The sequence below is a fragment of the bacterium genome (assembly GCA_035419245.1).
Taxonomy (GTDB): Bacteria; Zhuqueibacterota; Zhuqueibacteria; order Residuimicrobiales; family Residuimicrobiaceae; genus JAKPUX01.
Window position 1 is genome coordinate 13,027 of sequence record DAOLSP010000022.1, and the last position, 25,127, is coordinate 38,153.

General features: G+C 55.4%; 22 protein-coding genes. 20 read left to right on the forward strand and 2 right to left on the reverse strand.

Annotated elements, in window-relative coordinates:
• Positions 1–18: 18 nt before the first annotated feature.
• The 7 genes from rpsK to nrdR all read left to right on the forward strand — a co-directional run bounded on the left by rpsK (position 19) and on the right by nrdR (position 5,198).
• Positions 19–408 (forward strand): 30S ribosomal protein S11, encoded by a 390-nt coding sequence (rpsK, locus tag PLH32_16410; protein ID HQJ66191.1) that lies wholly within the window; start codon positions 19–21, stop codon positions 406–408.
• Between the two features lie 98 nt (positions 409–506).
• On the forward strand, positions 507–1,136 hold the full coding sequence (rpsD, locus tag PLH32_16415; protein ID HQJ66192.1) for a 30S ribosomal protein S4: 630 nt from the start codon (positions 507–509) through the stop codon (positions 1,134–1,136).
• A gap of 60 nt (positions 1,137–1,196) precedes the next feature.
• Positions 1,197–2,183, forward strand: a complete 987-nt coding sequence (locus PLH32_16420) for a DNA-directed RNA polymerase subunit alpha (GenBank protein HQJ66193.1) — start codon at positions 1,197–1,199, stop codon at positions 2,181–2,183.
• A 47-nt stretch (positions 2,184–2,230) separates the two neighbouring features.
• Positions 2,231–2,728 carry a 50S ribosomal protein L17 gene (rplQ, locus tag PLH32_16425; protein HQJ66194.1) on the forward strand — a complete coding sequence of 166 codons (498 nt, stop codon included), beginning with the start codon at positions 2,231–2,233 and terminating at the stop codon, positions 2,726–2,728.
• Positions 2,729–2,912: 184 nt separating this feature from the next.
• On the forward strand, positions 2,913–3,356 hold the full coding sequence (gene rpiB / locus PLH32_16430) for a ribose 5-phosphate isomerase B (protein ID HQJ66195.1): 444 nt from the start codon (positions 2,913–2,915) through the stop codon (positions 3,354–3,356).
• 25 nt (positions 3,357–3,381) lie between these two features.
• Positions 3,382–4,674 (forward strand): serine hydroxymethyltransferase, encoded by a 1,293-nt coding sequence (gene glyA / locus PLH32_16435; protein HQJ66196.1) that lies wholly within the window; start codon positions 3,382–3,384, stop codon positions 4,672–4,674.
• 77 nt (positions 4,675–4,751) lie between these two features.
• A complete protein-coding gene (gene nrdR / locus PLH32_16440) occupies positions 4,752–5,198 on the forward strand; it encodes a transcriptional regulator NrdR (protein HQJ66197.1) in 447 nt (148 codons plus the stop codon).
• Between the two features lie 163 nt (positions 5,199–5,361).
• Here nrdR and PLH32_16445 read toward each other — a convergent pair whose 3' ends face one another.
• Both PLH32_16445 and PLH32_16450 read right to left on the reverse strand, forming a co-directional pair.
• Positions 5,362–8,526, reverse strand: coding sequence for a M4 family metallopeptidase (locus tag PLH32_16445; protein ID HQJ66198.1), 3,165 nt, complete (start codon positions 8,524–8,526; stop codon positions 5,362–5,364).
• A gap of 149 nt (positions 8,527–8,675) precedes the next feature.
• Complete coding sequence (locus tag PLH32_16450; GenBank protein ID HQJ66199.1) at positions 8,676–9,323, reverse strand: hypothetical protein; 648 nt, start codon at positions 9,321–9,323, stop codon at positions 8,676–8,678.
• A 149-nt stretch (positions 9,324–9,472) separates the two neighbouring features.
• On the opposite strand from PLH32_16450, the gene tatC reads away from it, so the two are divergent.
• From tatC to PLH32_16515, 13 genes are all read left to right on the forward strand, one after another.
• Positions 9,473–10,414 (forward strand): twin-arginine translocase subunit TatC, encoded by a 942-nt coding sequence (gene tatC / locus PLH32_16455; GenBank protein HQJ66200.1) that lies wholly within the window; start codon positions 9,473–9,475, stop codon positions 10,412–10,414.
• 59 nt (positions 10,415–10,473) lie between these two features.
• Complete coding sequence (locus PLH32_16460; protein ID HQJ66201.1) at positions 10,474–11,322, forward strand: PHP domain-containing protein; 849 nt, start codon at positions 10,474–10,476, stop codon at positions 11,320–11,322.
• Between the two features lie 31 nt (positions 11,323–11,353).
• Entirely contained in the window at positions 11,354–13,150 is a 1,797-nt protein-coding gene (locus tag PLH32_16465) for an ASKHA domain-containing protein (protein HQJ66202.1), read from the forward strand.
• A 132-nt stretch (positions 13,151–13,282) separates the two neighbouring features.
• A complete protein-coding gene (locus PLH32_16470; protein HQJ66203.1) occupies positions 13,283–13,723 on the forward strand; it encodes a hypothetical protein in 441 nt (146 codons plus the stop codon).
• Between the two features lie 240 nt (positions 13,724–13,963).
• Positions 13,964–15,040, forward strand: a complete 1,077-nt coding sequence (gene csm6, locus PLH32_16475; GenBank protein ID HQJ66204.1) for a CRISPR-associated ring nuclease Csm6 — start codon at positions 13,964–13,966, stop codon at positions 15,038–15,040.
• 128 nt (positions 15,041–15,168) lie between these two features.
• Positions 15,169–17,628, forward strand: a complete 2,460-nt coding sequence (gene cas10 / locus PLH32_16480; GenBank protein HQJ66205.1) for a type III-A CRISPR-associated protein Cas10/Csm1 — start codon at positions 15,169–15,171, stop codon at positions 17,626–17,628.
• A gap of 14 nt (positions 17,629–17,642) precedes the next feature.
• Complete coding sequence (gene csm2 / locus PLH32_16485) at positions 17,643–18,071, forward strand: type III-A CRISPR-associated protein Csm2 (protein HQJ66206.1); 429 nt, start codon at positions 17,643–17,645, stop codon at positions 18,069–18,071.
• A gap of 17 nt (positions 18,072–18,088) precedes the next feature.
• On the forward strand, positions 18,089–18,907 hold the full coding sequence (gene csm3 / locus PLH32_16490) for a type III-A CRISPR-associated RAMP protein Csm3 (protein ID HQJ66207.1): 819 nt from the start codon (positions 18,089–18,091) through the stop codon (positions 18,905–18,907).
• Between the two features lie 14 nt (positions 18,908–18,921).
• Positions 18,922–19,878 carry a type III-A CRISPR-associated RAMP protein Csm4 gene (gene csm4, locus PLH32_16495; GenBank protein HQJ66208.1) on the forward strand — a complete coding sequence of 319 codons (957 nt, stop codon included), beginning with the start codon at positions 18,922–18,924 and terminating at the stop codon, positions 19,876–19,878.
• 14 nt (positions 19,879–19,892) lie between these two features.
• On the forward strand, positions 19,893–21,041 hold the full coding sequence (csm5, locus tag PLH32_16500) for a type III-A CRISPR-associated RAMP protein Csm5 (protein HQJ66209.1): 1,149 nt from the start codon (positions 19,893–19,895) through the stop codon (positions 21,039–21,041).
• A 15-nt stretch (positions 21,042–21,056) separates the two neighbouring features.
• Positions 21,057–22,529 (forward strand): hypothetical protein, encoded by a 1,473-nt coding sequence (locus PLH32_16505; GenBank protein HQJ66210.1) that lies wholly within the window; start codon positions 21,057–21,059, stop codon positions 22,527–22,529.
• Entirely contained in the window at positions 22,526–23,521 is a 996-nt protein-coding gene (cas6, locus tag PLH32_16510; protein ID HQJ66211.1) for a CRISPR system precrRNA processing endoribonuclease RAMP protein Cas6, read from the forward strand. The genes PLH32_16505 and cas6 overlap by 4 nt, the downstream gene beginning before the upstream one ends.
• A 95-nt stretch (positions 23,522–23,616) precedes the next feature.
• The coding region (locus tag PLH32_16515) for a reverse transcriptase domain-containing protein (GenBank protein ID HQJ66212.1) at positions 23,617–25,127 on the forward strand (1,511 nt) is incomplete at its 3' end.

Below are 25,127 nucleotides of genomic sequence, written 5' to 3' on the forward strand. Positions count from 1 at the left end.
ATTCCAGAGAGGTGTGCATTGGCTAACCCCAAAAAGAAGACCACCAAGAAACGCGAAAAGGTGGAGGCGAACGGCGTCGCCCATATCCGGGTGACGTTCAACAATACCAACATCACCCTGACGGACATGTACGGGAATGTGATCTCGTGGGCAACCGCCGGCCGCGCCGGCTTCAAGGGCTCGCGCAAGAGCACGCCCTACGCCGCCCAGATGGCCGCCGAATCGGCCGCCAAGGAGGCCATCGATCTCGGCCTGCGCCGTGTCGACGTCCTGGTCAAGGGCCCCGGTTCAGGACGCGAAGCCGCCGTGCGCTCGCTTCAGGCCGCAGGCCTTGAAATCAGCTCGATCAAGGATACCTCGCCCATCCCGCATAACGGCTGCCGCCCGCCCAAACGCCGGCGCGTCTGATCGCAAGGTGGATTCGAGGTTTTGTGTAACCCTGTATTGAACCGTTGCATACGATATGCCTGTCCCGTGACAGGGACTTTATGAGGAGGTTCCATTTTATGGCAAGAGACACAGGAGCGGATTGCAAACTTTGCCGCCGCGAAGGCATGAAGCTCTTTCTGAAGGGCACCAAATGCACCAGCGATAAGTGCACCTTTGATAAAAAGGGCTACGCCCCGGGCCAGCACGGCCGCACCCGCCGTTTCAAGCAGTCCGAATATTCGGTGCAGCTGCGCGAGAAGCAGAAGGTGAAACGGATCTACGGCCTGCTGGAGCGCCAGTTCCACACCTATTTCGAACGCGCCGAACGCCTCAAGGGCATCACCGGCGAGAACCTGCTGCGCCTGCTCGAAACCCGCCTCGATAACGTGGTCTACCGTCTCGGTCTGGCCCCCTCGCGCACGACGGCGCGCCAGCTGGTGCGCCATCGCCATGTCCTGGTCAACGGCGAGCTGGTCGATATCCCCTCCTACCAGCTCAAGGCCGGCGACGAGATCCGCATCCGCGAGAAGAGCCGCCAGCTCGAGGTCATCCACAGCGCCATGAAGCGCGTGCGCGACGGCAAGATGGTCTCCTGGCTCTCCCTCGACAAAGCTCTGATGCAGGGCACCATCCTCGAGCAGCCGGCGCGCGACGCTATCCCCGTGGATGTGAACGAGAAACTAATCGTTGAGCTCTATTCCAAGTAAGGACCTTCAGGCCCGGCCTGGCAATAGTCGCAGTCAACCCATCAGATAATGGAGTTCTAAATGGCTTTACCAAGTTTTCAGATGCCCGAAAGCATCGAACTGGACGAGTCAACCTATACCAATACCTACGGCAAGTTCATCGTTCAGCCCCTGGAGCGCGGCTTCGGCGTGACCATCGGCAACGCCTTCCGCAGGGTCCTGCTCTCCTCCATCCCCGGCGCCGCCATCACCACCTTTCGCATCGACGGCGTCCTGCATGAGTTCAGTACCATCCCCGGGGTGAAGGAGGATGTCGCCACCATCGTGCTCAACCTCAAGCAGGTCCGGCTGAAACTGATCGACAAAAAGCCCGACAAGATCACCCTGCACCTCAAGGGTCCGCGCCTCTTCACCGCCCGCGATATCCAGGAGCAGTCGACCGATTTCGAGATCCTCAATCCCGAATGGCATATCGCCACCCTCAACGATGAGGCCGATTTCACGATCGAGCTGCGCATCGGCCGCGGCCGCGGCTACGTCCCGGCTGAGGAGAACCGTCAGGCCGATCTGCCGCTGGGCACCATCCCGATCGATGCGGTTTTCACCCCGATCGTGCGCGTCACCTATACCGTCGAGAACACCCGTGTCGGCCAGCGCATCGATTACGAACGGCTGATCCTCGAGATCTCAACCGACGGCAGCATCACCCCCGATGATGCCCTCAGTTTCGCCGGCAAGATCCTGCGCGACCATATCCAGCTCTTCATCAATTTCGATATCGATACCGAGGAGGAAGAGTCGCAGGAGGTGGATGAGGAGGCGATCCGCATCCGCAAGCTGCTCAAGATGAGCGTCGATGAACTCGAGCTTTCGGTGCGCTCGCACAATTGCCTAATGGCCGCCAACATCAAGACCATCGGCGACCTGGTGCGCCGCGATGAGCCGGAGATGCTCAAGTTCCGCAATTTCGGCCGCAAATCCCTCTCCGAACTGACCAAGATCCTCGAGGAGAAGGGCATCACCTTCGGGATGGATGTGGACAAATATCTTAAAAAAGGCGACGATTAATACTGCAGCCATCCTGCATGGCTTTGCATAAGCAGAGGATTTCATTCATGAGACACGGCAAATCTGGAAGAACATTAGGCAAAACCCACAGCCATCGCAAGGCGATGATGGGCAATATGGCGGCCTCGATCCTGAGCCACAAGAGCATCATTACCACCACGCCCAAGGCCAAGGAGGCGCGCGGGGTGGTCGAACGGCTGATCACCTTCGCCAAGAAGAATGACCTCGCCGCCCGGCGCATGGTCATGCGCACCATCAAGGACAAGGAGCTGGTCCGTGAGCTCTTTGACGAGATCGGTCCCAAGTTCGCCGACCGCAACGGCGGCTATACCCGGGTGATCAAACTCGGCAACCGCCAGGGTGATGGCGCCTCGATGGCTATTTTTGAGCTGGTCGGCTACGAAGGCACCAAGGCCGCCAAGATCGAGAAGCAGCGGCAGAAACGCCAGGAGAAGGTGGCCAAGAAGAAGAAAGAGATGGAAGAGGCCGCCGCCCAGGCGCAGAAACAGCAGCCGCAGGAAGAGGAAGAGACCCCCAAGAAGTAATCCTCTCCTGACACGCTTTAAAAGGGCCATCTTGCGATGGCCTTTTTTTATGCCCGCCGGCCCGTATCGCGCCGACCCGGCCCCCGTCTTGAGTCCCTCTCCATTATTTTTACTGGCATTTTGTCGCGCGTATTCGTACATTAGCCGCATAATCATGAACAGTACAATCCCACCGGACACTGCCATGCCCCTCGCCATCGGATCCGATCATGCCGGCTACGCCCTCAAGCAGCACCTGCGCCGCTGGCTTGAAGAGAACGCTATCGACTATACCGATTTCGGCTGTTATGCCGAGACCCCCTCGGTTGATTACGCCGATTTCAGCTTCCGCACCGCCACCGCGGTCAGCAGCGGCCTGTGCGAGCGCGGCGTGGTCATCTGCGGCACCGGCATCGGCGCCATGATCACCGCCAACAAGGTGAGCGGCGTCCGCGCCGCCCTCTGCACGACCGACTATATGGCCGAGATGGCGCGCCGTCACAATGACGCCAACCTGATCGCTTTCGGGGGGCGTACCACCGAGCCCGACCAGGCCGTCCGGATGCTGCGCCTGTTTCTCGATACCCCGTTTGACGGCGGCCGCCACCTCGGCCGCATCCAGAAAATCCATCGACTCACCGGCCGATGAGCCATCACAGCTTGAAGGAGAGACCATGTCGTATGTCCAATCGCAGGATCCAGCCGTTTTCGCGGCGATCCAGAAGGAGATCCACCGCCAAAACGACAAACTGGAGCTGATCGCCTCGGAGAATTTCGTCAGTCTGGCCGTGCTCGAGGCCCTGGGCCAACCCATGAACAACAAGTATGCCGAAGGCTACCCGGGCAAACGCTATTACGGCGGCTGTGAGTTCGTCGATGAGGCCGAGAACCTGGCGCGCGACCGCGCCCGGCAGCTCTTCGGCGCCGACCATGCGAACGTCCAGCCCCACTCCGGCTCGCAGGCCAACATCGCCGCCTATTTCAGCCTGATTAAATTCGGCGATACCGTGCTCGGCATGGACCTCGCCCATGGCGGTCACCTCACCCATGGCAGCCCGGTCAATTTTTCCGGCCGCTTTTTCCGCATGGTGCACTACGGCGTCGGCCGCGACGGCTATATCGATATGAACCAGGTCGAGAGCCTGGCTAAGCAAGAGCGGCCGGCCTTGATCATCGCTGGGGCGAGCGCCTACGCCCGCGCCATCGATTACGCCGCTTTCCGCCGTATCGCCGACAGCGTCGGCGCCAAGCTGGTCGCCGATATGGCGCATCCTGCCGGCCTTATCGCCGCCGGCCTGATCCCGAGCCCGATCCCGCACTGCCATATCACTACCACGACCACCCACAAAACCCTGCGCGGTCCGCGCGGCGGCCTGATCCTGGTCGGCAAGGACGGAGAGAACGACCTCGGCATCGCCACCCCAAAGGGACAACTGAAGAAATGGTCGGAGATCGTCGACAGCCAGATCTTTCCGGGTTTCCAGGGCGGCCCGCTGATGCACGTCATTGCCGCCAAGGCGGTGGCCTTCGGTGAAGCCCTGCAGCCCGGCTTCAGGGTTTACCAGGAACAGGTCCTGAAGAATGCCCGGGTCCTCGCCGCGGCCCTCATCGAGAAGGGCCATTTGATCGTCTCCGGCGGCACGGATACCCACCTGATGCTGGTCGATCTCAGTCCGCGCGGCCTCACCGGCAAGGAGGTCGAGAAAGTGCTCGATGAAGCCGGCATTACCGTCAACAAGAACATGATCCCCTTCGATCAGCAGAGCCCCTTTCAGACCAGCGGCATCCGCATCGGCACCCCGGCCCTGACCACGCGCGGGATGAAGGAGGCGGAGATGCGCGAAATCGCCGGCCTCATCGACCGGGTCATCGCCCATCTCCACGACGACAAGGTGCTCGCCGAGGTCCGCGAGGGGGTGAAGACCCTCACCGGCCGCTTCCCCCTCTATCCGGAGCTGATAGTGTGATTTTTCTTGAATTCAGCGGTTCCATTTGCTATATTTAATAATTGTAAACGCCGGTCCACACGTTTAGAGATGCGGTCATGAGATGCCCCTTCTGCAGCTATCACGATAGCAAGGTGATCGACTCGCGCACGCGCGACGGCGGCCGTACGATCCGCCGCAGGCGGGAGTGTCTCAAGTGTCAGCGCCGTTTCACTACCCGCGAGCAGCTCGACGAAATTCCGCTCTGGGTGATCAAGCAGGACAACCGGCGCGAGGAGTTTGACCGGCAGAAACTGGTCCGCAGCCTGCAGGTAGCTTGCATCAAACGTCCGATATCGATGGCGACCATCGAGCAGATCACCTCCAAGATCGAGTATGACCTGCGCGATCGCGGAGTCGAGGAGGTGGAATCCACCGAGATTGGCGAGGCTGTGATGATGGCCCTCAAGGATCTGGACGAGATCGCTTACGTCCGTTTCGCATCGGTTTACCGGAATTTTCAGGTCAAGGAGGAATTCATCCAGCAGCTGGATCAGCTCAAGTAATCTCCATTCGCCATTGCAGCAAAGCCATAAAAAAAGCCGGAGAGTTCGCCTCTCCGGCTTTTTGCGTTGGTGCCGCATGGTGTTCACTTGCGCCGGCCGGCTCTGCTGCGAGCCTGTGCCGGCAGCCGCGATGCATCGCTAAGGCAGGATTTGCCCGCAGCCGCTATTTCACCATCACCATCTTCTGGCTGGCGCGGAAGCCGCCTTCCGCCTCCATCCGGCAAAAGTAAACCCCCGACGGCAGCGCCTGTCCGTCGGCACTGTTCCCCGACCAGTTGAGGCTGTGCTGTCCCGCGCTTTGCACCTCGTCGGCCAGGGTGCGCACCAGGCGGCCCTGCAGATCATAGATCGCCAGATGGATGCGACCGCTCCTGGGCAGCGTATAGCGGATCGTCGTCCCGGTATTGAAGGGATTCGGGTAGGCGGCCTCGAGATTGAACCCGGCGGGCTGTGCCGCGGTTTTTGCCGCAACATCGAGGTCGTAACTACCGCCGATCACGAACCATTCCGGATAGCGCGCTCCGGTGGAGAGGTTGAGCGTGGAAAAGCTCAGGCTGGCGATATTGAGGACCAGCAGCTTGCTGTCGCTGTAGCGGTCCACCACCAGGTACTGATCGTCGGGGGAGAAGGAGGGACGCTCGACGTCGCGCGCCGGGAACTGGATGCGCTGATTCTGATTGGCCTCCGCGAAATTGACAACGACGATATCCCAGTAGTTATTGGCCTCGTCGATGTAGCTGTAGGCGACGCGGTCGGGGTCGGTCGAGCTGTACTGCACATTGCCGACGCTGACGCCCTCGGGCTGGGCCGGCAGCAGCGAATAGACTTGCAACTGGTCGCCGGTGAAGTCAACCTCGCCCATGCTCCACCAGTCGCGGGTGGTGCCGTTGCTCAAGGTGTACTGGTTGTAGGCATCGAAGGCCAGTTTGGGATACTTGGTGTTGGGCGACCAGTTGAGCACATCCGGATATTGAATGGTCATCCTCGAGATGCCCTCCTGAGTGGAGGGAATTAGCAGGGGAAGATAATAGATTTCGCCCGAGATGATCACATAGAGGTTGTTGTCGTCTTCGTAGGTGGAGGTCAGGGCGACGTACTGGCCGTCGCGCGAGACCGACGAATTCCAGAGATCACCCGCTTGTTTGATGTAAAATTGCGGGAAAGTCTCATAATAGTAAGAATTCGGCATGCCGCTGATATCGATACGCGCCAGCACGCCATCTGCGTTGACGAAGTAGAGGTAGTGTCCGTCGGCCGTAACAGAGAACTGGGTCCAGTTGTACTGCTTGCTCTTGACATAAATGTAGGGGAAATAATAATCCACCTTGTTGACGACGTCATAGAGGCCGATCTGCAGGTCGTCGCGGACAAAGGCGATCCATTGATGGCCGCCGGTGGTGGCATCCACTTCATTGGCGCCGGCCCCGCGCGACGTCGTGCCGCCGCTGCCGCTTTTGGTGATCTTGACCGCGTCGAAAGCGGATTGGACCGCGGCCAGTTCAGCGCCGCTGCCGTAGAGGTCGGTTGCGCTCTGTTCGAGCCCGGCGCGGGCGTCGATGAATTGCGACTGGCGGGTCAGATAGGTCGTGAGGGCGCGGTAATAGATTCTTTCAGTCTTCTCGCGGCCGATGCTGGTGGCGATCAGGTAGGCCGCTTTGTTGGGGATACCCGAGTTGGTGTGCACGCCGCCGTTATCATCGGAGGTGTAGACATACTCGTCCATGTTCCCCGGCAGCTGGCTCAGGACGTTGGGATTGCCGGGATTGGCCATATCGCGCAGGGCGCTCCCTTTACCCGGCAGCATGATATCCTCGCCCATCAACCAGTCGTCGCGGTCGATCATTGCGCCAAAGACATCGGAGAAGGACTCATTGAGCGCCCCGGGCTGGTCCTGGTAAACCAGGTTGGCGCTATACTCGGTCACGCCATGAGTCAATTCATGTGCGGCAACATCCAATGCCTCCGCCAGCGGCGAAAATTCTTCAGCGCCGTTGCCCCAGAAGATGCCCGCGCCGTTCCAGTAGGCATTGTCCATCGTCCGACCATCCTCGGTCACATTGACAACGGTGATGATCGTAGAGGCCTTGTCATCGATGGCCCGACGTGAGAATGTATTTTTATAATAAGCATATACTGTGTTGAGATTATACATGGCCGAGATGGCGCTCTTGTCGTTCCAGGAGGTGCGGGAAGAGGAGGTGACAAAATAGTACTGGGAAGTTTCGCTGGGATCGGTGTTTCTGAGATCAAGTACCAGCATTCCACCGGTCGGATTTTCCGGCAGATTGGCCGCACCACCGGCCAGCTCGTTGATGTCACTCAGCATGTAATAGGTGCCGTTCTGCTCATAGGCGCGGAAGGTACGGGTGGCGCCGCTGAGATCCACCCCCGAGGCATCGACTTCGCCCTCGGACATGGTGTTGCTGTACTTGTGCAGCACCTCGCCGCTGGCGGCATCGACCATCAGGGTGAACCAGTCGCGGATGTTGGCATAGATATCGACCTGCCAGACCAGGTGCGGAAGGTTCTCTTTATCGATCCAGATCGCCCGGGTGCTGGTGGGGGCGGAGAAGCGCAGCAGCCGCGTCATGCCGGCTGGAATCTCGCGGAGCACTCCCGCTGCGGCGAGATGGGCGCGGCTTGAGGCGATGGCTTGCTCGCCGCTGATCCCGGGTGAAGCCGGATTGATGGCGGCCGGCGTCGGGGCGTAGCGGCCGTTGACGGCGTAAACCTGGTCTCCGGCATCGAGATGGACGTAAAGCTCATTGGCCCAGACCGGCAGGCCCCTGTAGAACTGCTGCAGGCGGAGGTGGCGCATCCCCAGCGCATCGGTCTCGTAGCGGCTGAGCGCGAGTTCGGCAACCGGCTGGTCGAGTTTCAGGGCCGGGGCGAAGGTCTCGAGCCACTGTTGCGCCAGCCGGAGGTCGCGGAGGGCCTGGGTGCTCTGCACGGCCGATTGCAGCGTCCTCGCCGCCGTGCTGGCGGACTTGAGCTGCGCGGCGCCGCCCAGCTCACCGCTGATGAAGGAGAGGGTGCCGTTGTCCGCGAATTGCAGCTCATGGACCTTGAGGCCGTGTTCGGTGGCCAGCGCCATCACGGTCTCGTCGGGACGGACGGCGCGCTGCAGCGTGCCCCACTGCTTGCTGGTCGTGCGCAGGGGGGTAACGGATTTCCAGATCGGGCCGGCATTGCGGAGGTCGGGGATCACCCGGCCACCCTCGGGCTTGATCTGGGTCTTGAGGTGGTCGGTCCCCTTCTGCACAGCGGCCGTGAGGGGCAAGGCGGCGGCCAGGAGGGCTGCGGCCAGTATGTAGCGGATTATTTTCATGGATTCGCTCCTGTTGTCAGTATGTTCTCACTCCAGTTATTGCGCAGTTCTCGCGCCCCAGCAACTCTCGAGCCCCCTGGCTCGAACCCGGGCGCCGGTCCACAACGCTTCTCGCAACCACCAGGCTCGAACCCGGGCGCCGGCTGGGTCTAGAACCGCCGCCGGTCCTGGTCGAACAGCACCGTCCCATCCTGGGCGTCGACAAAATAGACCCACTTGTTCATGCCGCCGCTGAGCAGGATCTCCCAAGCCAGGTGCAGCGTCCCCTGCACCGGGTAGAAGACCAGGCCGCTTCTTTCGATCGACTGCATGCTGTGGGTTTTGCCCTGTTCGAGGGCGATGGCTCCGGCCTTCTCCGAGGAGAGAGCCGGTTCGCTCTTGACCACCTGGGTGGGATGGTAGTGGCCATTGACCATATAGAGCTGCCCCTGTTTGTTCACATGAAGGATCAGTTCGTCGCCGAAAACCGGGACCTCCTTCAGCAGGCGCGCATAACGGTAGTGGGTGAAGCCGAGTTCATCATCCTCGCTGCGGAGGAGGTGCAACTCCGTTGCTGCGGACTGAATCTTGAATACCTCCGGATTTTCCTGGAGGAACTGGAGCAGGGTGGCTTCGCGTTTTTCTTTCTTGATCTTCGAGAGGTCGGCGAGATTGCCCTTGACCTGGGCCGGGGTGCTGAGCTTTTCCTGGGGGGAGATCTCGATGCCCTCCCGGGCGGCAAGACGCAGCGCGGCGGGATCGATGCGATGGGCACAACTCAAGCCAAGCAATGCAGCCAGCCAAAGAAGGTTTTTCATGGAGGCTTCTCCTTGAACGAGGATGTATATTTGTTCAACAAGTTATTGCCGCCGGCTATTCCGCCACCAGTTCTTCCAGATTCGCCTTGCATTTATCCGCCAAAATCAATATTTTACAACTTGAAAAAAATCGAAACGCAGAGCATCCCGTGACCATCGATCCCGCAAAAAACACCTATCCCTACGAGGGCGATTCGGCGCCGAAGCGGAAACGCCGCGCCGCTAAAAAAACGGCGGAAGAAGCCTCCGCACCGGCCGCAGCGGCTGCCGCGCCGCCTCCAGCCTCGCCCGCAGGGCCTTATCAGAGCACCGAGGACCCGAAGAGCCCGCAAAGCGATCCGGCCAACACCGAGAAACGCATGCCCTTTCTCGATCACCTCGAGGAGCTGCGCTGGCGCATCATCTGGAGCCTCCTGGCCGTGGTCGCCGCCGCTGTCGGCTGCTACTTCTTTGTCGACCAGATCGTCGCCCTCATGGTCCATCCCGCGCCGAAGGACATCAAGCTGATCTTCCTCTCGCCCACCGAGGCCTTCATGACCTACCTCAAGGTGGCGGGTTATGCCGGTCTGGTCGTGGCCTTTCCCTTCGTGGCCTGGCAATTTTGGCGCTTTGTCGTGCCCGGATTGTATGCGAAGGAGCGCAAGGCGGTCGGCCCCATCGTCCTCTTCACCGTCCTCTGCTTTGCCGTCGGCGCCCTCTTCGCCTATTTTCTCATCATCCCGTTCGGACTGAAATTCCTCCTCAGCTATCAGTCCGATTTTCTCGTCGCCAACATCACCATTGGCAAATATCTCAGTTTCGTCGTCACCATGCTGCTGGTGTTCGGCCTGGTTTTCGAGCTGCCGGTGCTGGCCTATTTCCTCTCCCTGATCGGCGTGCTGACGCCGCAGTTCCTCCGCAGCAAGCGGCGCTATGGCATCCTCATCATCTTCATCATCGCGGCGATCCTCACGCCCCCCGATGCCTTCACCCAGATGATGCTGGCGATTCCGCTGCTTTTTTTGTACGAGTTCAGCATCTTCGTCTCGGCTGCGGTCTACCGCAAGCGTCGGCAGCGCCAGAGCGAGGAAGAAAAACAATGGGCGGGATGAGCGCGGCCGGAGAGTGCCGGGAGATCGCGTTGTATCCGTTAGCATGAAAGGGGATTTTATTGCCCTCCAACCGTCATATCGATCTGCATATCCATTCGACCTACTCCGACGGACTTTTGCACCCGGCCGAGATTGTGACCTATGCCAGCAGGTTCGGATTGAATGCCATCGCCATCACCGATCACGATGACTTTTCGGGCTTTGCGGAAGCGGCCGCAGCCGGTGCGCGTCTCGGCCTGGAGGTCATCCCCGGCATCGAGCTCAGCGCCATCCACGACGGGTACGAGACTCACATCCTCGGCTACCTCTACGATGTCACCAGCGCCCCGCTCCTCGAGTTTGCCGCCCGGATGCGCGCCAGCCGGGTCGAACGCGCGGAGGAGATTGTTCAGCGCCTCCGCCACCTCGGCATGCCGATCTCGATGGAAATGGTCAAGATGCGCGCGGGACAGGGGGCCCTCGGCCGGCCCCACATCGCCGATATCCTGGTCGAGGAGGGCTATGTCTTCTCGTTCAACGAGGCCTTTCACAAATGGCTCGGTGAGAACAAGCCGGGCTACGTCCCCAAGATGAAGCTGATGGCGGAGGAGGCCATCGCCCTGGTTCACAACAGCGGCGGCCTCGCTTTTCTCGCCCACCCGGGCACGGGCACAGGGATTGATGCCATCGAGGCCCTCATCGAGATGGGATTGGACGGCATCGAGACGCTGCACCCGCGCCATGTCCCCGAGATGATCACCTACTACCGCGAGCTGGCGCGGCGCAACGGCCTGCTCGAGACCGGCGGCTCCGACTGCCACGGCGCCCGCCGCGGCGAGATGATGATCGGCACCCAGGCCGTGCCCTATGCCTTTCTCAACGAGATGCGCCTGCACCGCTCCCTGACCGGCTTCCCCGAGTCCGCCTGACCGCCTTCCATCCTCCAGCACCGGAGATCCCATGTCCGACGACGCCCGTGCCGCCATCACCCTGACCTTCCTTCCTTCCGGGAAACGGACAGAGGTGCCTTGCGGCACCACCTTGATTGATGCCGCCCTTCGCCTCGGCCTTGAGATCGAGAGCCTCTGCGGCGGGGCTGGACTCTGCGGCCGCTGCCGGGTGCAGCTGATCGCGGGCTCTCTGCCGGTCACGCCCGCCGACCGGGAAAACCTCACCGCGGCGGAGCTCGCGCAGGGCTTCCGCCTCGCCTGTGCGGCGCAGCCGGACGCCGATTGCACCATTGAGATACCCGTGCCTGCGGCGCAAGGCGAAATCGTATCCGCCGGCGCCGGCCGGGAGGTCCCGCTCGATCCGGCGATGCGGCGTGTCCCGCTGCGCCTCCATCCACCCACCCTCGAACAAGGCCCCAGCGATCTGGAGGTGCTCATGACGGCCCTGCCCGCCGGGACAGGCATGCCGCCTCTCAGCCTGTTGCAGCGGTTGCCCCGGCTGCTGCGCGATGGCGGCTGGCGCGGTGATGCGATTTTACTGGAAGGCCGCCTCATCGATTTTCAGATCGCGCGCCAACCCCTCTGCGGACTGGCTATCGATCTCGGCACCACGACCGTAGTGGCCAAGCTGATCGATCTGGAGAGCGGCCAGGTGCTCTCCACCGCCGCGGGGCTCAATCGCCAGCGCCGCTATGGCGAGGATGTTATTGCGCGCGTCGGTCATGCCAATGCCCATGGTCCGGCGGAATTGCAGGGGCTGATCGTCAGCCAACTCAATGAGATGGTGGATGAACTCACCGCGGAGGCAGGGATCACCCGCGACTCGATTTTTACGGCCGTGGTGGCCGGCAACACGGTCATGGAGCATCTTCTGCTCGGCCTGCCGCCGCGCCATCTCGCCGAGATGCCCTATGTGCCGGTCATCCGCGAGTTTCCGCCGGTTGCGGCCCGGGAGATCGGCTTGCGGCTGCATCCTGAAGCGCAGCTCACCCTGATGCCCGTGCTCGGCAAATTCGTCGGCGGCGACACCGCGGCGGTGCTGCTCACCCTGGCCGGGCGCCTCGACGAGACCTGGCTGGCGGTGGACATCGGCACCAACGGCGAGATCCTGCTCTGTCACCGGGGGCGGATATGGACGACCTCGGCGGCGGCCGGGCCCGCCTTCGAGGGGGCGCACATCGGCGTCGGCATGCGCGCCGCGGCGGGGGCGATCGAGCGGGTCTGGTGGAGGGGAGATCACCTCGAGGTGCGGGTCATCGGCGGGGGGAAAGCGTCCGGCCTTTGCGGCTCGGGACTCATCGATGCCATCGCCGCCCTGCTCGAGGCCGGCGCTCTCGATGCCAGCGGCCGCCTGGCGGCGGGCCATCCCCTGGTCGAACTGCTGCCGGCTGCAGGAACCCTACCGGACCAGCTTGCCGCCCGTCTTGCTCCCGGGGTCCTGCTGACGCAGCGCGACATCCGCGAGCTGCAGCTGGCCAACGCCGCGATCGCCGCCGCCATTGAGCTGCTGCTTCAGGCCGCCGGTCTTCGAGCCGCCGATCTGGAGCACCTCTTCCTCGCCGGCGCGTTCGGCCAGTATCTCTCGCCGCAGGCCGCCCTGCGCATCGGTTTGCTGCCGCCGGTCGCTCCGGAAATCATCAAGTTCATCGGAAATGCCGCGTGCAGAGGGGCGGAGATGGGGGTGGTGAATTCCGGCGAGCGCCGGCAGATCGCCGCCCTGGCAGGCGAAGTGGAGTATGTCGAAGTGGCGGCCGGGGCGGATTTTCAGGAATGCTTTGCGGAGAAGATAAGATTCGGGAGGGGGTAAGGGAATTAATGATGTGCAGGAGGAGGAACTGAAACAGGTTGAATTGGATTCGATCTAGGAATTCTACTGAACATTATCCGAATCATACTTGCCGCCAATCGATCTGCAGGTTATTAAAAGCGAATATTAATCATGGATCTCCTTATACTTCTCTTCGCTCTCCTGGTTGGGGAGCTGTTCGGTGGTGTGCAAGTTCTACGACAAACCCGAGAGATACTGCACTTGTTTCTCATCTGCCAGGGCACGGCCCCCATCACTATAATCTTCGGCCGCATTAGCAGCACCGGCGATTACACCTGCGGTGCCGTTGGTGTGGTCGCCGGCATTGCTTTCGATCGTCGAAGTGATCCTATGCAACTTTGGCCAAGAAGTAGGGGGACCATCGCATCCATTGGCGGAGGCCAGCATCTTTTTGCATTTGCTGCTTTATGGTTGATCCTGACCCTGCTCTGCATCTTTCCCTTTTTCGAGCGCCGCATCGACCTGGTGCGTGAGACCTACACCTGCGTAACTATCCCGCCTCCTTGTTCCAAAAAGATCGAGGTGATTTCCAGCCGACCTGGATGTACATAAGTTCAGGTGTTGACAAGCTGCTGATATTGTTTTTTAAATTCGCTGCATTCGGGTACCATATATTAAGGTCGTACTTTCTGCGAGCTGATCGCTTTGCCTCTATATATTATAATGATGATGGATTTTGAACAATAGCATCATTCTGCGCGGGGTGGAAGCAGGGGGATATTTTCCACCATCATCTCCTTTTTACCAGATATTTTGCTCTGCCTCACCTAAAGGCATCTCTCTGCGGCATGGATGGAAACGGATCAGGTCATGCACGAGGCAATACGGCATATCTTTCTGGCCCTCTGTGGGAATACTCCTCAGGTTGTAACAGAAACCCTCTTTGCATTGATTCATCTGCGCAAATGCCCTGTTTCAGAAATTTATCTCATCACTACCCTCTCGGGAAAAGAAAAGGCGATTTCGTCTCTCCTTGCCCCGGCCACTGGCATCTTTCAACAATTTTGTCAGGATTTTCCCGCAGCTGAACAACTTCAGTTTACTTCCGATCATATCCTCGTCCCCGATCTACCTATCCAGGATATTCAGTCGTCTGAGGATAATGCCATCATGGCTGAGTTGATCTTCTCCGTGGTTAAGCGGCTTACCCATCCTGATGAGACCATTCTGCATGCATCTCTGGCGGGAGGACGAAAAAGCATGAGCGCCTACCTGGCCATGGCCATGCAAGTGTATGGCCGTCCTCAAGACAAGCTATACCATGTCCTGGTCTATCCGGCCACGCTTGAGGAGGATCCAGGTTTTTATTATCCACGGCCGGAGGAGGGCTGGCAACGGTCGGGTACACCTTACTGGGATTGTGTAAACTTGATTGATATTCCCTTCGTTCGTTTACGACCGCTGTTGGCGAAGGATTTACTCTCTGTTGAGCTCTCTCACCCTCAGCTTTTACAGTTGGCACAATCTGCCATCGATTCAGCAGACAACAGGCCAGCTTTGATTCTCCGAAACAGTATGCGTACCGTGTTCATAGGATCGCGAGAAATCCGGTTGCGTCCTTTTGATTTTTCAGTCTATTATTTTTTTGCATCCATCCGGTTGGCCAGGGGCAGGGAGGAAGCATTCATCCCGGGAGGAAAGCACTTTCGCAATGAGGACGCCCTTGCTATCCAAAAGATTTATGGGGATTCCAATAAAAAGATCCACTGGGAAGAGATCCAGCAGGCCATCTCGAGGATTCGGCGTGCGATTTTGTCGGTCATTCAGGATTCAAGCATGACAGAATTCTACGCTATCAGCAGATTGGGCGTGTATCACTACAAGCAGTACGGAATTTTGCTGCCTCCGCAAAATATCCTGCTGGCATAAGAAGCAATGTTCTGCAAGGCTGTTTTTTAAAAAAGAATGAGGATAAATATTATATTTAAATTGTCAATATCAGGTGGAAGTACTCTTTAATATCTGTTTTTCTTCCTAAACAAGCGTGTGGAGAAACCATGACCGATGCAGATTTGAAGATTTTGCTGCTGGGCGCATTGCTGCACGATATCGGAAAATTCCGGATGCGTGCTTTGGGAGCTGCGCCTGGAAATGATCATAGTCATGTAGGCGAGGAATGGTTAAGAACCTTTCAGGATCGGAAGCTGCTCCCGGAAGGAGTAGCCACTCTAACTGGATGGCATCACTACAAGTACATGGAGGATGTTCAAAAATCCAACGCCACGCTCATCATATATGAGGCGGATAATCTTGCCGCCCACTCGGAGCGTGAAGAAAAGGAAAAAGCCACCTACCATCCTGAAGAAGTGCCTCTCAGCGCTATCCTTTCCACGATCACGGGTGAAAATCAAAAGAGGCCGCCAAGGTACTATTTCCCGCTGCAACCCTTGACCGGCAGACTTATTTTTCCCGGTGAGTTGAAATCAGTAAAAACGAACCGGACCCAGTATCGCGTTTTATGGGATACATTTGAAAAGGAATTTGAAAAATGGTGCAAGGCGGGGTGTCACATTCCCGGATTGCTGGTTTTACTGGAGCGATATTGCAGTTTCATACCCTCAGAGACCCTTTGGCAGGAGGCCCAGGCGGAGACGCATCCGGACATTTCCCTTTTCGATCATATGAAAACAACAGCGGCTGTAGCCAATTGTCTTTATCTTCAGCTGAAGGAAAAAAACGATGCCCCTCTGGCAGCACCACCGATGGCCAGCGAAATACGAGATCGCAAGCAGCCCTATTATCTGCTGGTTGGCGGTGACCTGTCCGGTGTGCAGAATTTCATCTACACGATATCATCACGCGGCGCCCTGAAAACCCTGCGGGCGCGTTCCTTCTTTCTCGAACTGCTCAGCGAGCACCTCGTCACCCAATTCCTTGAATTGGCCGGATTGAGCCGTGCCAATGTGATTTACTGCGGCGGCGGCCGTTTCAATATGATAGCCGCCAATACCGCCAAGACTCAGGAAGCCTTACAGCGCATAAAAACCAATTGTAATGCCTGGCTTATGGAGCAGTTCAATGGCCGGCTGAACCTGGTTATAGGCTGCACGCCTTTCAACGGTGACGAGTTCAGCACAAGCAGGATTGCAGAGATTTGGAAGGGATTGGGTGAAGAGATCGCCGCTAATAAACACCATAAATATGATCTCTTTCTAGATCGACTGCTCAAACCGAGGGATCCCCTTTTGCCGGAGACCATTTGCCAGATCTGCCACCGCGATGATGTAGAAAGTGTTTCTGGACACGGTATAAGAGGATTGGCAGCTGTCTGCCCCTTCTGTGCCCAATTATATCGCTTAGGGGAACGGCTTCCCGGCATCAAGGCTCTTGCATTTCAGCCGGCTGGAATGATCAAAGGCGATTACATTGGGATGGTCGACTGCATTGAGCAGAGAAAAATGGGTTTCTTAGTATTGGAAGAAATCCCTACCTTGTGCGAAGAGCCGCTTTATGTACTTAATTCTTTGGACATTTCTAGCCTGCCGCTGCCTAAACTGGTGCCTATGGCAGTAAGCCGATATGCGCGGCGTAATCGGGATCTGCCCAAACCACCCCTTGACCCGGATGCAGCCGGATATGCTCTGGCCAGTTTTGAAGACCTGGCGAATCAGGCTCTCGGCCAGAGCCGTCTTGGCGTGCTACGGATGGATGTAGATCATCTCGGGCGGATTTTCCAAGCTGGTCTGCCCGAAACTAAACGGACCTTCACTCGTTTATCGGCCATCTCTCGTCAGCTGACGCTATTTTTCAAGGTCTATCTGGATCAGCTGCTGGCAGGCGAGGTGCATGGGGATTTCCAACTGCAAGATATCAGTGAAAAATCGCCGGAGAAATGCGGACGCAATGTCACTGTTGTTTATTCGGGTGGGGATGATCTGTTTATCGTCGGCGCCTGGGATGAAATCGCCGAGGTGGCGCTCGATATTCATGCCGCTTTCCAACGTTTCAGCGGATTCAATCCAAATGTCACTATCTCCGGGGGTTTTGTCATCCAACGCCACGATTTTCCGCTCTACCGCTTGGCTGAACTCGCCGGAGATGCGGAAAAGGCCAGCAAGGATGCGGGCAGAAATGCCATGACTTTTTTCTTCGACCCAGGGCTGCTGAGCTTGCGCTACCACATGAGCAACAGGATACCAATGACTTTTAAATGGGAGCAAGTCCCACCACTCGTCCTCGGGCCCTTGTACGAAATGAAAGCCTTGGGTGCTATCAAGAAAAATGCCTTCCAGAGTGCCTTGTTGACTAAAAGCGATATCGGGCGCTTATTTCTCGTGCTGGAAAAATGGGAAGCCGAGGGCGTCCTTTATCTGCCTCAGCTGGCCTATATCCTGGGGAGGATGAAAAAAGAACTGCGTGAGACTCCTTTTGGGCAAAAATTACTCTCACAAGATTATATTAAAAATTGGAGAACGGCTCTGCTTTGGATTATGCTCATGAGCCACAGGAATAACTAAAAGGGAGGTACACTATGCAATATCAGGAACGGAACAGCGGACCTTCGCCGGTCGTCGAGGAGATTCTCAAAATAGTGAAAAAAAATAGCGCAATGTCTGCTTTCAAGGGTGAAGATCTGGTCAATTGTGCGGAAAAATTTGCCAAGTATCTGGCCAAGGATGTCCGGTTGAAGACAAGTCAGATTCGCAAATTTCTCGATGCTGTTAAAAAAGTGCAATATCAAGGATTGAGTACGGGGGAGTATGATTTTCGCACTGAAGCCATGATGATGAAGCCAAAATTGGCTTATGCGGCGGGAAGGAGTATGGAGGTCAAACCCTTCATGGAGGTGATTACCCTCTGCATAGACAGAGTGCGGACTCGGGAGGATTTTGAACAATTCGCGAAATTCATTGAAGCCATCGTGGCCTATCACAAGTATTTCGGTGGAAGAGAACAATAATGCATGGAGATGAGCATATGTCCAGCAGAAATCACAAACCCATCATCGGCAAGCTCCTGATCAAAGGTGTGCTGCGTTGTGAAACGGGCCTGCATATCGGCTCTGCACAGGGAAATCTTGAAATCGGCGGCCTGGACAGCCCGGTTGTCCGGGATCCTCTGAGCCGCGAGCCCTACATACCGGGCAGCTCACTGCGCGGCAAGATGCGCGCGATTCTCGAACGCAAGGAAGGCAAGACCTTTGATCGTCATAGCGGTCAGGGTGTTTACCGTCACGAGTGCGCTGACTTGAGCTGTACGGTTTGCCGCCTTTTTGGTGCGACTGGACGCGGACAGGATGAAGTCAATCAGCCATCCCGTCTCGCTATCCGCGATCTTCGCTTGACGCACGACAGCCTAGCCAGATTGAATGAAATCGACACCGGCTTGCAATATACCGAGCTCAAGTTCGAGAATGCTCTTGACCGGATCACTGCGGCAGCTAATCCTCGCCAGATCGAACGTGTTCCCGCCGGCGCTGAATTTCGTTTCGAGTTGGTCTACACAGTGGAAACGGAATCAAAAACCGAGCTGGAGAGCGACCTGAAAAACATATTTGCATTGCTCAATATGGTTCAGGACGATAGTATCGGCGGACATGGCGCGCGTGGATATGGCAAAATCAGCCTGCAGCTGGGTGGCGGAATGGGCGAGGTTACGGCTCGTCGAGTGAGCTATTATACGGCTGAGGATGAAGCCTCAAGAGTGGCGAACCAATATATAGCCAGCGATATCGACTCTCTGGAAATGGCTCTAGTCAGGCTGCCTGAATTCCTGCACTTCTTCGGTCTTAAATAGAACAAGGACGGGGTATGAGCGACCATGTTGTCAAGCTGACCTTCACTTCGCCGCTGCGCATTGGCACAGAAGAGATCGGACTGGAGGGTGTTTCTTCATCCTTGCATTCCGATTCACTTTTTGCTGCTGTCTGCCATGCCTTCGCTAACCTTTATGGGCGGGCCTGGCTCAATGAAAAGCTCGCTGAATTCCAGCAAGGTGCTGCCTTTATTCTCTCATCCGCTTTTCCTTACAGGACCGATCGCTATTATCTTCCGAGGCCATACAGCGCTGCGCCTTTTTGTGATAAAGCGAATGGAGGTGAGACTGCAAAGGCAATGAAACGTCTGCGATACCTTGATTACAGGCACCTCGCTGATTGGCTTTATGGCCGGGATTGTCCGATGGAGTCTATTTTGCAGGAAAACGCAGAACTGGAAATGGCGATGCGCGGATATTTGACGCCCCGGGTTGCGTTGGATCGTCTGGACAGCTCCTCGGCGTTTTTCCTTTGTGGCCAAATGACCTTCGAGAAGGGTGCAGGACTCTATTTCCTGCTACGTGTTCTCAACCCGGCCTGGCTGCCGCCGTTGCATAATGCATTTGACTATCTCGCGGAAGAAGGCCTCGGCAGCGAGCGCAGCTGCGGATTAGGCCGTTTCTCAACGGAATGGCATGAGCCCGATAACATTTGGCGTAACCTGCTCGAAGCAAATGGAAGTCGTTTTTATCTTGCAGGGCTTTTTCATCCTCTCCGTATTTCGGGGGACTGGAGCGAGGCTTTTTATACGTTGATCGAGCGTCGCGGGTGGTTTCTCAGCGCTCCAACTGGACGGCAGATGAAACGTAAGACCGTCTGGATGGTCCAGGAGGGTGGTATTTTCCCCTTCGCTCCTGAAGGACATCTTGTCGATGTTGCGCCGGATACCTGGATGGATGAGAATAAACATCCTGTCTGGCGCAATGGTATTCCATTTACAATACGCTTCTAACTGGCGAGGATGCGATGAAGTTGCGATTAAAACTACTGACGCCATTGCACATAGGCGGCCCAGGTGTTCTTTTTCCGATGGAGTATATCTCTTTCAAGAATCGTCTTTATGTCATCAGTGAACCCATACTGGCGCGGCTCCTTGCTGAGGAAGGCCATCTTGACGGATTCACCCGCACCCTCGGCGCAGAGGGCAAAGGCTTTTCTTTGAAAAAATATCTCTCCTCACGGGACTTGCTTTATGAAAAGATATTGGAGCAAATAGCTCATTATATTTGCAATTCCCGCTTCGAAGAAATAAAGGAGCTTCGTCCTTTCAGCCGGGATGCCTTCTCACGACCTTATGTGCCGGGCACTTCCATCAAAGGAGCTCTACGTACCGCGGTTCTCTATTGTATTCTTAAGCGGATGGATACCCCGACCCGTGTAAAAATGCTTGATGATCGTGTACAAAATAAGCTCTTCGAGTTTAAAAGCAGGAACGCTGGAATAAACAGAGGGTCTGCAGAAAAGTTTAAGCAGTCTTTTATGAGAGATCTTGATGCGGCTGTTTTCCGCAGATTTACGCTGAAACAGGGCCAGGGACGCGATGATGAAAAGACCGACATCCTGCGGGCCTTGAAAGTATCGGATGCCCTTCCATGGGGTGCTCACACACTAGAGGTTAAGGAGGTCAAGGTATTCAGCGCCTTTTCAAACGACAGCCCCAAAAAATGGTCTATCTATGCAGAGTGCGCACTGCCTGGAATGGACGTTGTTTTTGATCTCTCTGTTTCAGAAGAGATCCTGGCTGATTTCGCTGCCCTGAACAGTCGAACCTCATGGGGCATGGCGATCAACGACATGGCGGACTTGATCCGTTATCCCATTAGTTGCATCAAGGAAATGACACAAGATATCCTGACTCATGAGAGCCGGTTTTATAAAAACTCTTTTCATATGGAGATGCCTATCCCCAGCAACGCTGATTTTCATCTTGGCTGGGGCGGAAGCTTGCTGGCGACTTCGGTTTATTTACTTCTGCCTGAACCACTCCGGCAGCAGGTCCGTAACGATCTGTTCACTCCGCGTGGCTCTATGCCAGCCCCCAAATCAAGAAAATTGACCATGGAACAGGCAGAGCCCGGGGACGCCCTGGGATGGGTACAAATAGTTGGAGAATAAAAAGGTTCTATTCCTATGGCCGACATACTCTATTACATAGCTGGGAATTCAGATATCCGCATCAATGGTGAGAGCATCAAGGATAACTATCGTCCGATCACCCGGAAATTGCATGAAATCATTGAACATCCCAACTTCAATGAACTCTATTCGTGTATTTTCGAAAAGGAAGGCATGGCATTCCGGAAAAGAAAACCGTGCATAGCGCTTTCTGCAGAAAAAAATACAATTGATGTGCGACGGATTGACTTGCCGATCTTTTCGAAACTCTGGGATAAATTGTCACCAAAGCCTGATCACGTAGTAATTTTTATCACGGATCAAAAGAATGATTATGACCAAGGTGATACCCTGTTTGCTGGTGCTTTGATCAAGACTTGGCTTTTACATCTAGAAAAGAGAAGCCCTGAAATTATCCTGCAACGGATTGAGCAAGATCCGAGCGATTATGACGGTATGGTGCGATATTTTTCTCATTACATTCAAAGTAACCGCAAGCGGCTCGTAGCGGCACGTTTCAACTATCTCGCTCTGAGTTCCGGCACCCCGGCCATGGTTAACAGCCTTGCTCTGGCAAGCATAGAATATAATTTCCGGTATTACTATATCGCCCGAACAATACCCCCTGAGGTACGGGAAGTCGAGTTCCTTTCCAGCTTGAATAAACAGCGGTATGCGGAAATACTGCGGGCATTGGTCCTCAATTTTCAGTATTCAGCAGCTTTGAAAACAATAAATGAGTCGCCTTTCCGTAATGAAGACGAGTTGGTCCGCCTGATTGCCTCTTTGACCTGCAGGATTAATTATAACTATGCGGCTGCTTTGAAAGAAGTACGAGTACTCAAGACGGAGGAAACTCTGCCCTATGTCGCCGAATTGTCCGACTTGGCGTCGGACGATGAAAATGCTTTCTTGTATGAGATGATTGCCCGGATTGAGATCGCGTACAGAATGCAAGACTTTCATACAGCTATTGCGTTGGTTTTCAACGTACTTGAGAACGCTCGCGTGAGACTGGCTTACAAGTATACGGGCGTGCTTATTACTCCGCCGGATTTCAAGGAATGGCGTGATTATATTATTTCAAGCGGCCTGTTCTCTCAGGAGAAAGTGACTGAATTATTAAAAAATCCAACATCACGAGTGAGCATTGTTGAGATTTTGAAAAAGGTGCAGAAACGCTCGCCTGATCCTTTATTGCAGCAGGCGATCGATTTTTTAAGCAAGCTGGAAAATAAAGTTGAAACCCAAATAGGCAAGTATTCCATTCAAGACCTGCGTAATTATGGGCCGTTCGCCCACGGCATTCATGGCATGCCAATGGACGATACGGTTTTACAGGTGATCTGGCCGCGCTATGGTTTCCGGCAGCTGCTCGACGAACTGAAAGACTTTGTTTGCCAATTAACCGGCCAACCAATGGCTGAAAACCCCTTCCTTGCTGCCAATCGTATCATTGAATTCCTCCTTAAGGAAAAGAGCGCATGAGCCAATCTGGATTTTCAGCCACTGAGAAATGGACAGAGTGTGTACAACTTGCGAGCGTCATTTTTGATTTTCATTTAGTCGCCCAAACTCCACTCTCTTTGCCGGAATTCAAAGGTTCTGCCTTACGGGGCGGTTTTGGCACTGTATTTAAAAAGGTCTGCTGTGCTTTTAAAAACCGTCTCTATTGTCTTGACTGCAGTTTGAACGAAACTTGTACCTACGCCTATGTCTTTGAGACGCCGAATACTGCCAAAATGGAGCCCGGCCTGACCGCTCAGAATTTGCCACATCCTTTTATCATCCGTCCGCCTCTGACGCCCGTACTAATGTTACAGCCTGGTGATGCTTTTCATTTTTCGTTGGTATTGATAGGAAAGGGTATTGATTTTTTCCCTTTTTTTGTATATGCATTCGAAGAACTCGGCAAAACCGGCCTGGGTAAGGGGCAGGGCCGTTATATTTTGGATAGCATATCCGGTGAGGAAGGGCAGCAAGTTTATAGCAGATCCAGCAGAACTCTTATGCGCAATTTTACCGTGTATAACATAGCGGATCAAGCCGTTCAAATAAAGCCTTCTTCGCATAGGCTGAATCTTGAGTTCCTGACTCCTACGCGCATTACGCAAAAAAATGACCTGACGAAAAATCTGAGCTTTGAGCTTTTAATGCGTAACATATTGCGGCGCGGTTCGCTGCTTGCACGACTCCATTCTGATAAAGAATGGGAACTGGATTATAATACTGTTTTCGAGAAATCACGTCAGATCAAGGTCAAGTATGACGGCCTAAGATGGTATGATTGGGAGAGATATTCCCGCCGGCAACGGCAGCGGATGAATCTTCGCGGCTTCACTGGCGGAATTGCATTCGAAGGTGAACTGGCCCCCTTTTTGCCTTTTATCCTCCTCGGAAGCAGAATCAACATAGGTAAAAATACCAGCTTTGGTATGGGTTGGTACAGAATCCTTTCGGATGAACCATCATTGAATTGACCCGGGAACGTTCTTCCGTGGTCTGATTGACATTTTTTTCCATGAGCTATTCCTGGGTATCGTGATAATGCCTGAAGTAAAACCATGGAGAGCTTATGGCCGGTGTGCTTTATTCAGCAATAATAAATGAGGCGAATCTCCTCGCCGCATGGCAGCATGTGCGCGCCAATCTGGGGGCTCCGGGCATAGATCGAATCAGCGTCGATGATTTTGAAAAATGTGCCGAAAAGGAGCTCGCTGTCCTTCATCAGGAACTCGCCAATCAAGCCTTCCAACCTGCCCCTTATCTGACTTTTACTAAAGAAAAATCCGCCAATAAATCCCGTGTCTTACACATTCCTACCGTAAGGGACCGCATTGTACAGCAGGCTGTATTGCAGCAAATCCGCTCTCTTTTGGAGAAGCAATTTCATGATTGCAGTTATGCCTATCGTCCTGGCAGGTCAGCGGTCAAGGCCCTAGCACGCGTGGAGCGGCACTTGTCCAGAGGGCTTACCTGGATTCTCAATGCAGACATAACCACTTTTTTTGATGAAATTGACCGATCAATCCTGAAGAAAAAAATTGAATACTTGATCGAAGATAGGGATGTGACCAGCCTAGTCTTTTCCTGCATTAATGCCTTACCCAGTGAGTTGCAAAAGGGTATTCCACAGGGGATGGTTCTGGCACCCCTCTTGTCAAATCTCTATCTTAATGACTTTGATGGTGTGATGCAAAAGGGGACTTGGCACTATGTCCGTTTTTCTGATAATTTTGTCGTTTTGAATAACCGACGGGAAGGTGCTGAAGAGGCCCTGGAGCGTAGCAGAACCCTCCTGACTGATTTAAAGCTGGAGTTGAACCCCGAAAAAACCAAAATCTGTGCACTTGAGGAGGGATTTGTTTTTCTTGGTTATCAGTTTGATGAGAACGGTAAAAGGCCTTCTGAAGCGTCACGCCAACGCCTCGATGCCCGTCTGCAGGGTGCTCTGGCTAAAGCAGTGGATCTGTCTCAGGAAGCCCTGAAGGAGAAGATAGATGCCATCATCACAGGCTGGCTGAATTATTTCAGCCTTACGACCCGAGATCGACATAATCTGCTCCTTGAATTGCAGCAACAATACAAAGGGCAGAATGTTTCGATGCCACAGCGAATTTTGCAGACAGCCCTGGCCTTTCAGCTTGGTGATAAAGTGGGGGCAAAAAGCCTGTTGGAAGAGATGCCACCCGAGCCGGTTGAAGATGCTGAAGTCAACTATCAGTGGGCATTGATGTGCGAACTTGCAGGATTAACCAATGAGGCGCAGGATGGTTATCTGGCTGCGGTACGCAAAAATTCAGATCATGGCGAGGCGGTCTTTCGGCTGGGATTGCTTTATTTGCAGCAAAATCAGAACGAAAGAGCAATACGGTATTTACAGAAAGCGATTCAGCTGCAGCCGTTCAACGCGGCGGTTCATTTTACCCTGGCTACTGCTCTTGAGAATTATGCCCTGCACGGCGCTGCCAGGCAAGCCTACAGGCGCGCGGCTGAGTTGGATAAGAACATCGGAAAATGGATGAAAGTCGAACTCTCCGAAAAACAGGCTTCTGCCACGAGGATGAATTATTCAGAGAGCGATAT

Coding starts and splice junctions, on each gene's coding strand:
- rpsD (HQJ66192.1), top strand. CDS start 507: ATGGCAAGAGACACAGGAGCGGATTGCAAACTTTGCCGCCGCGAAGGC.
- PLH32_16420 (HQJ66193.1), top strand. CDS start 1,197: ATGGCTTTACCAAGTTTTCAGATGCCCGAAAGCATCGAACTGGACGAG.
- rplQ (HQJ66194.1), top strand. CDS start 2,231: ATGAGACACGGCAAATCTGGAAGAACATTAGGCAAAACCCACAGCCAT.
- rpiB (HQJ66195.1), top strand. CDS start 2,913: ATGCCCCTCGCCATCGGATCCGATCATGCCGGCTACGCCCTCAAGCAG.
- glyA (HQJ66196.1), top strand. CDS start 3,382: ATGTCGTATGTCCAATCGCAGGATCCAGCCGTTTTCGCGGCGATCCAG.
- nrdR (HQJ66197.1), top strand. CDS start 4,752: ATGAGATGCCCCTTCTGCAGCTATCACGATAGCAAGGTGATCGACTCG.
- PLH32_16445 (HQJ66198.1), bottom strand. CDS start 8,526: ATGAAAATAATCCGCTACATACTGGCCGCAGCCCTCCTGGCCGCCGCC.
- PLH32_16450 (HQJ66199.1), bottom strand. CDS start 9,323: ATGAAAAACCTTCTTTGGCTGGCTGCATTGCTTGGCTTGAGTTGTGCC.
- PLH32_16465 (HQJ66202.1), top strand. CDS start 11,354: ATGTCCGACGACGCCCGTGCCGCCATCACCCTGACCTTCCTTCCTTCC.
- PLH32_16470 (HQJ66203.1), top strand. CDS start 13,283: ATGGATCTCCTTATACTTCTCTTCGCTCTCCTGGTTGGGGAGCTGTTC.
- csm6 (HQJ66204.1), top strand. CDS start 13,964: ATGGAAACGGATCAGGTCATGCACGAGGCAATACGGCATATCTTTCTG.
- cas10 (HQJ66205.1), top strand. CDS start 15,169: ATGACCGATGCAGATTTGAAGATTTTGCTGCTGGGCGCATTGCTGCAC.
- csm2 (HQJ66206.1), top strand. CDS start 17,643: ATGCAATATCAGGAACGGAACAGCGGACCTTCGCCGGTCGTCGAGGAG.
- csm3 (HQJ66207.1), top strand. CDS start 18,089: ATGTCCAGCAGAAATCACAAACCCATCATCGGCAAGCTCCTGATCAAA.
- csm4 (HQJ66208.1), top strand. CDS start 18,922: ATGAGCGACCATGTTGTCAAGCTGACCTTCACTTCGCCGCTGCGCATT.
- csm5 (HQJ66209.1), top strand. CDS start 19,893: ATGAAGTTGCGATTAAAACTACTGACGCCATTGCACATAGGCGGCCCA.
- PLH32_16505 (HQJ66210.1), top strand. CDS start 21,057: ATGGCCGACATACTCTATTACATAGCTGGGAATTCAGATATCCGCATC.
- cas6 (HQJ66211.1), top strand. CDS start 22,526: ATGAGCCAATCTGGATTTTCAGCCACTGAGAAATGGACAGAGTGTGTA.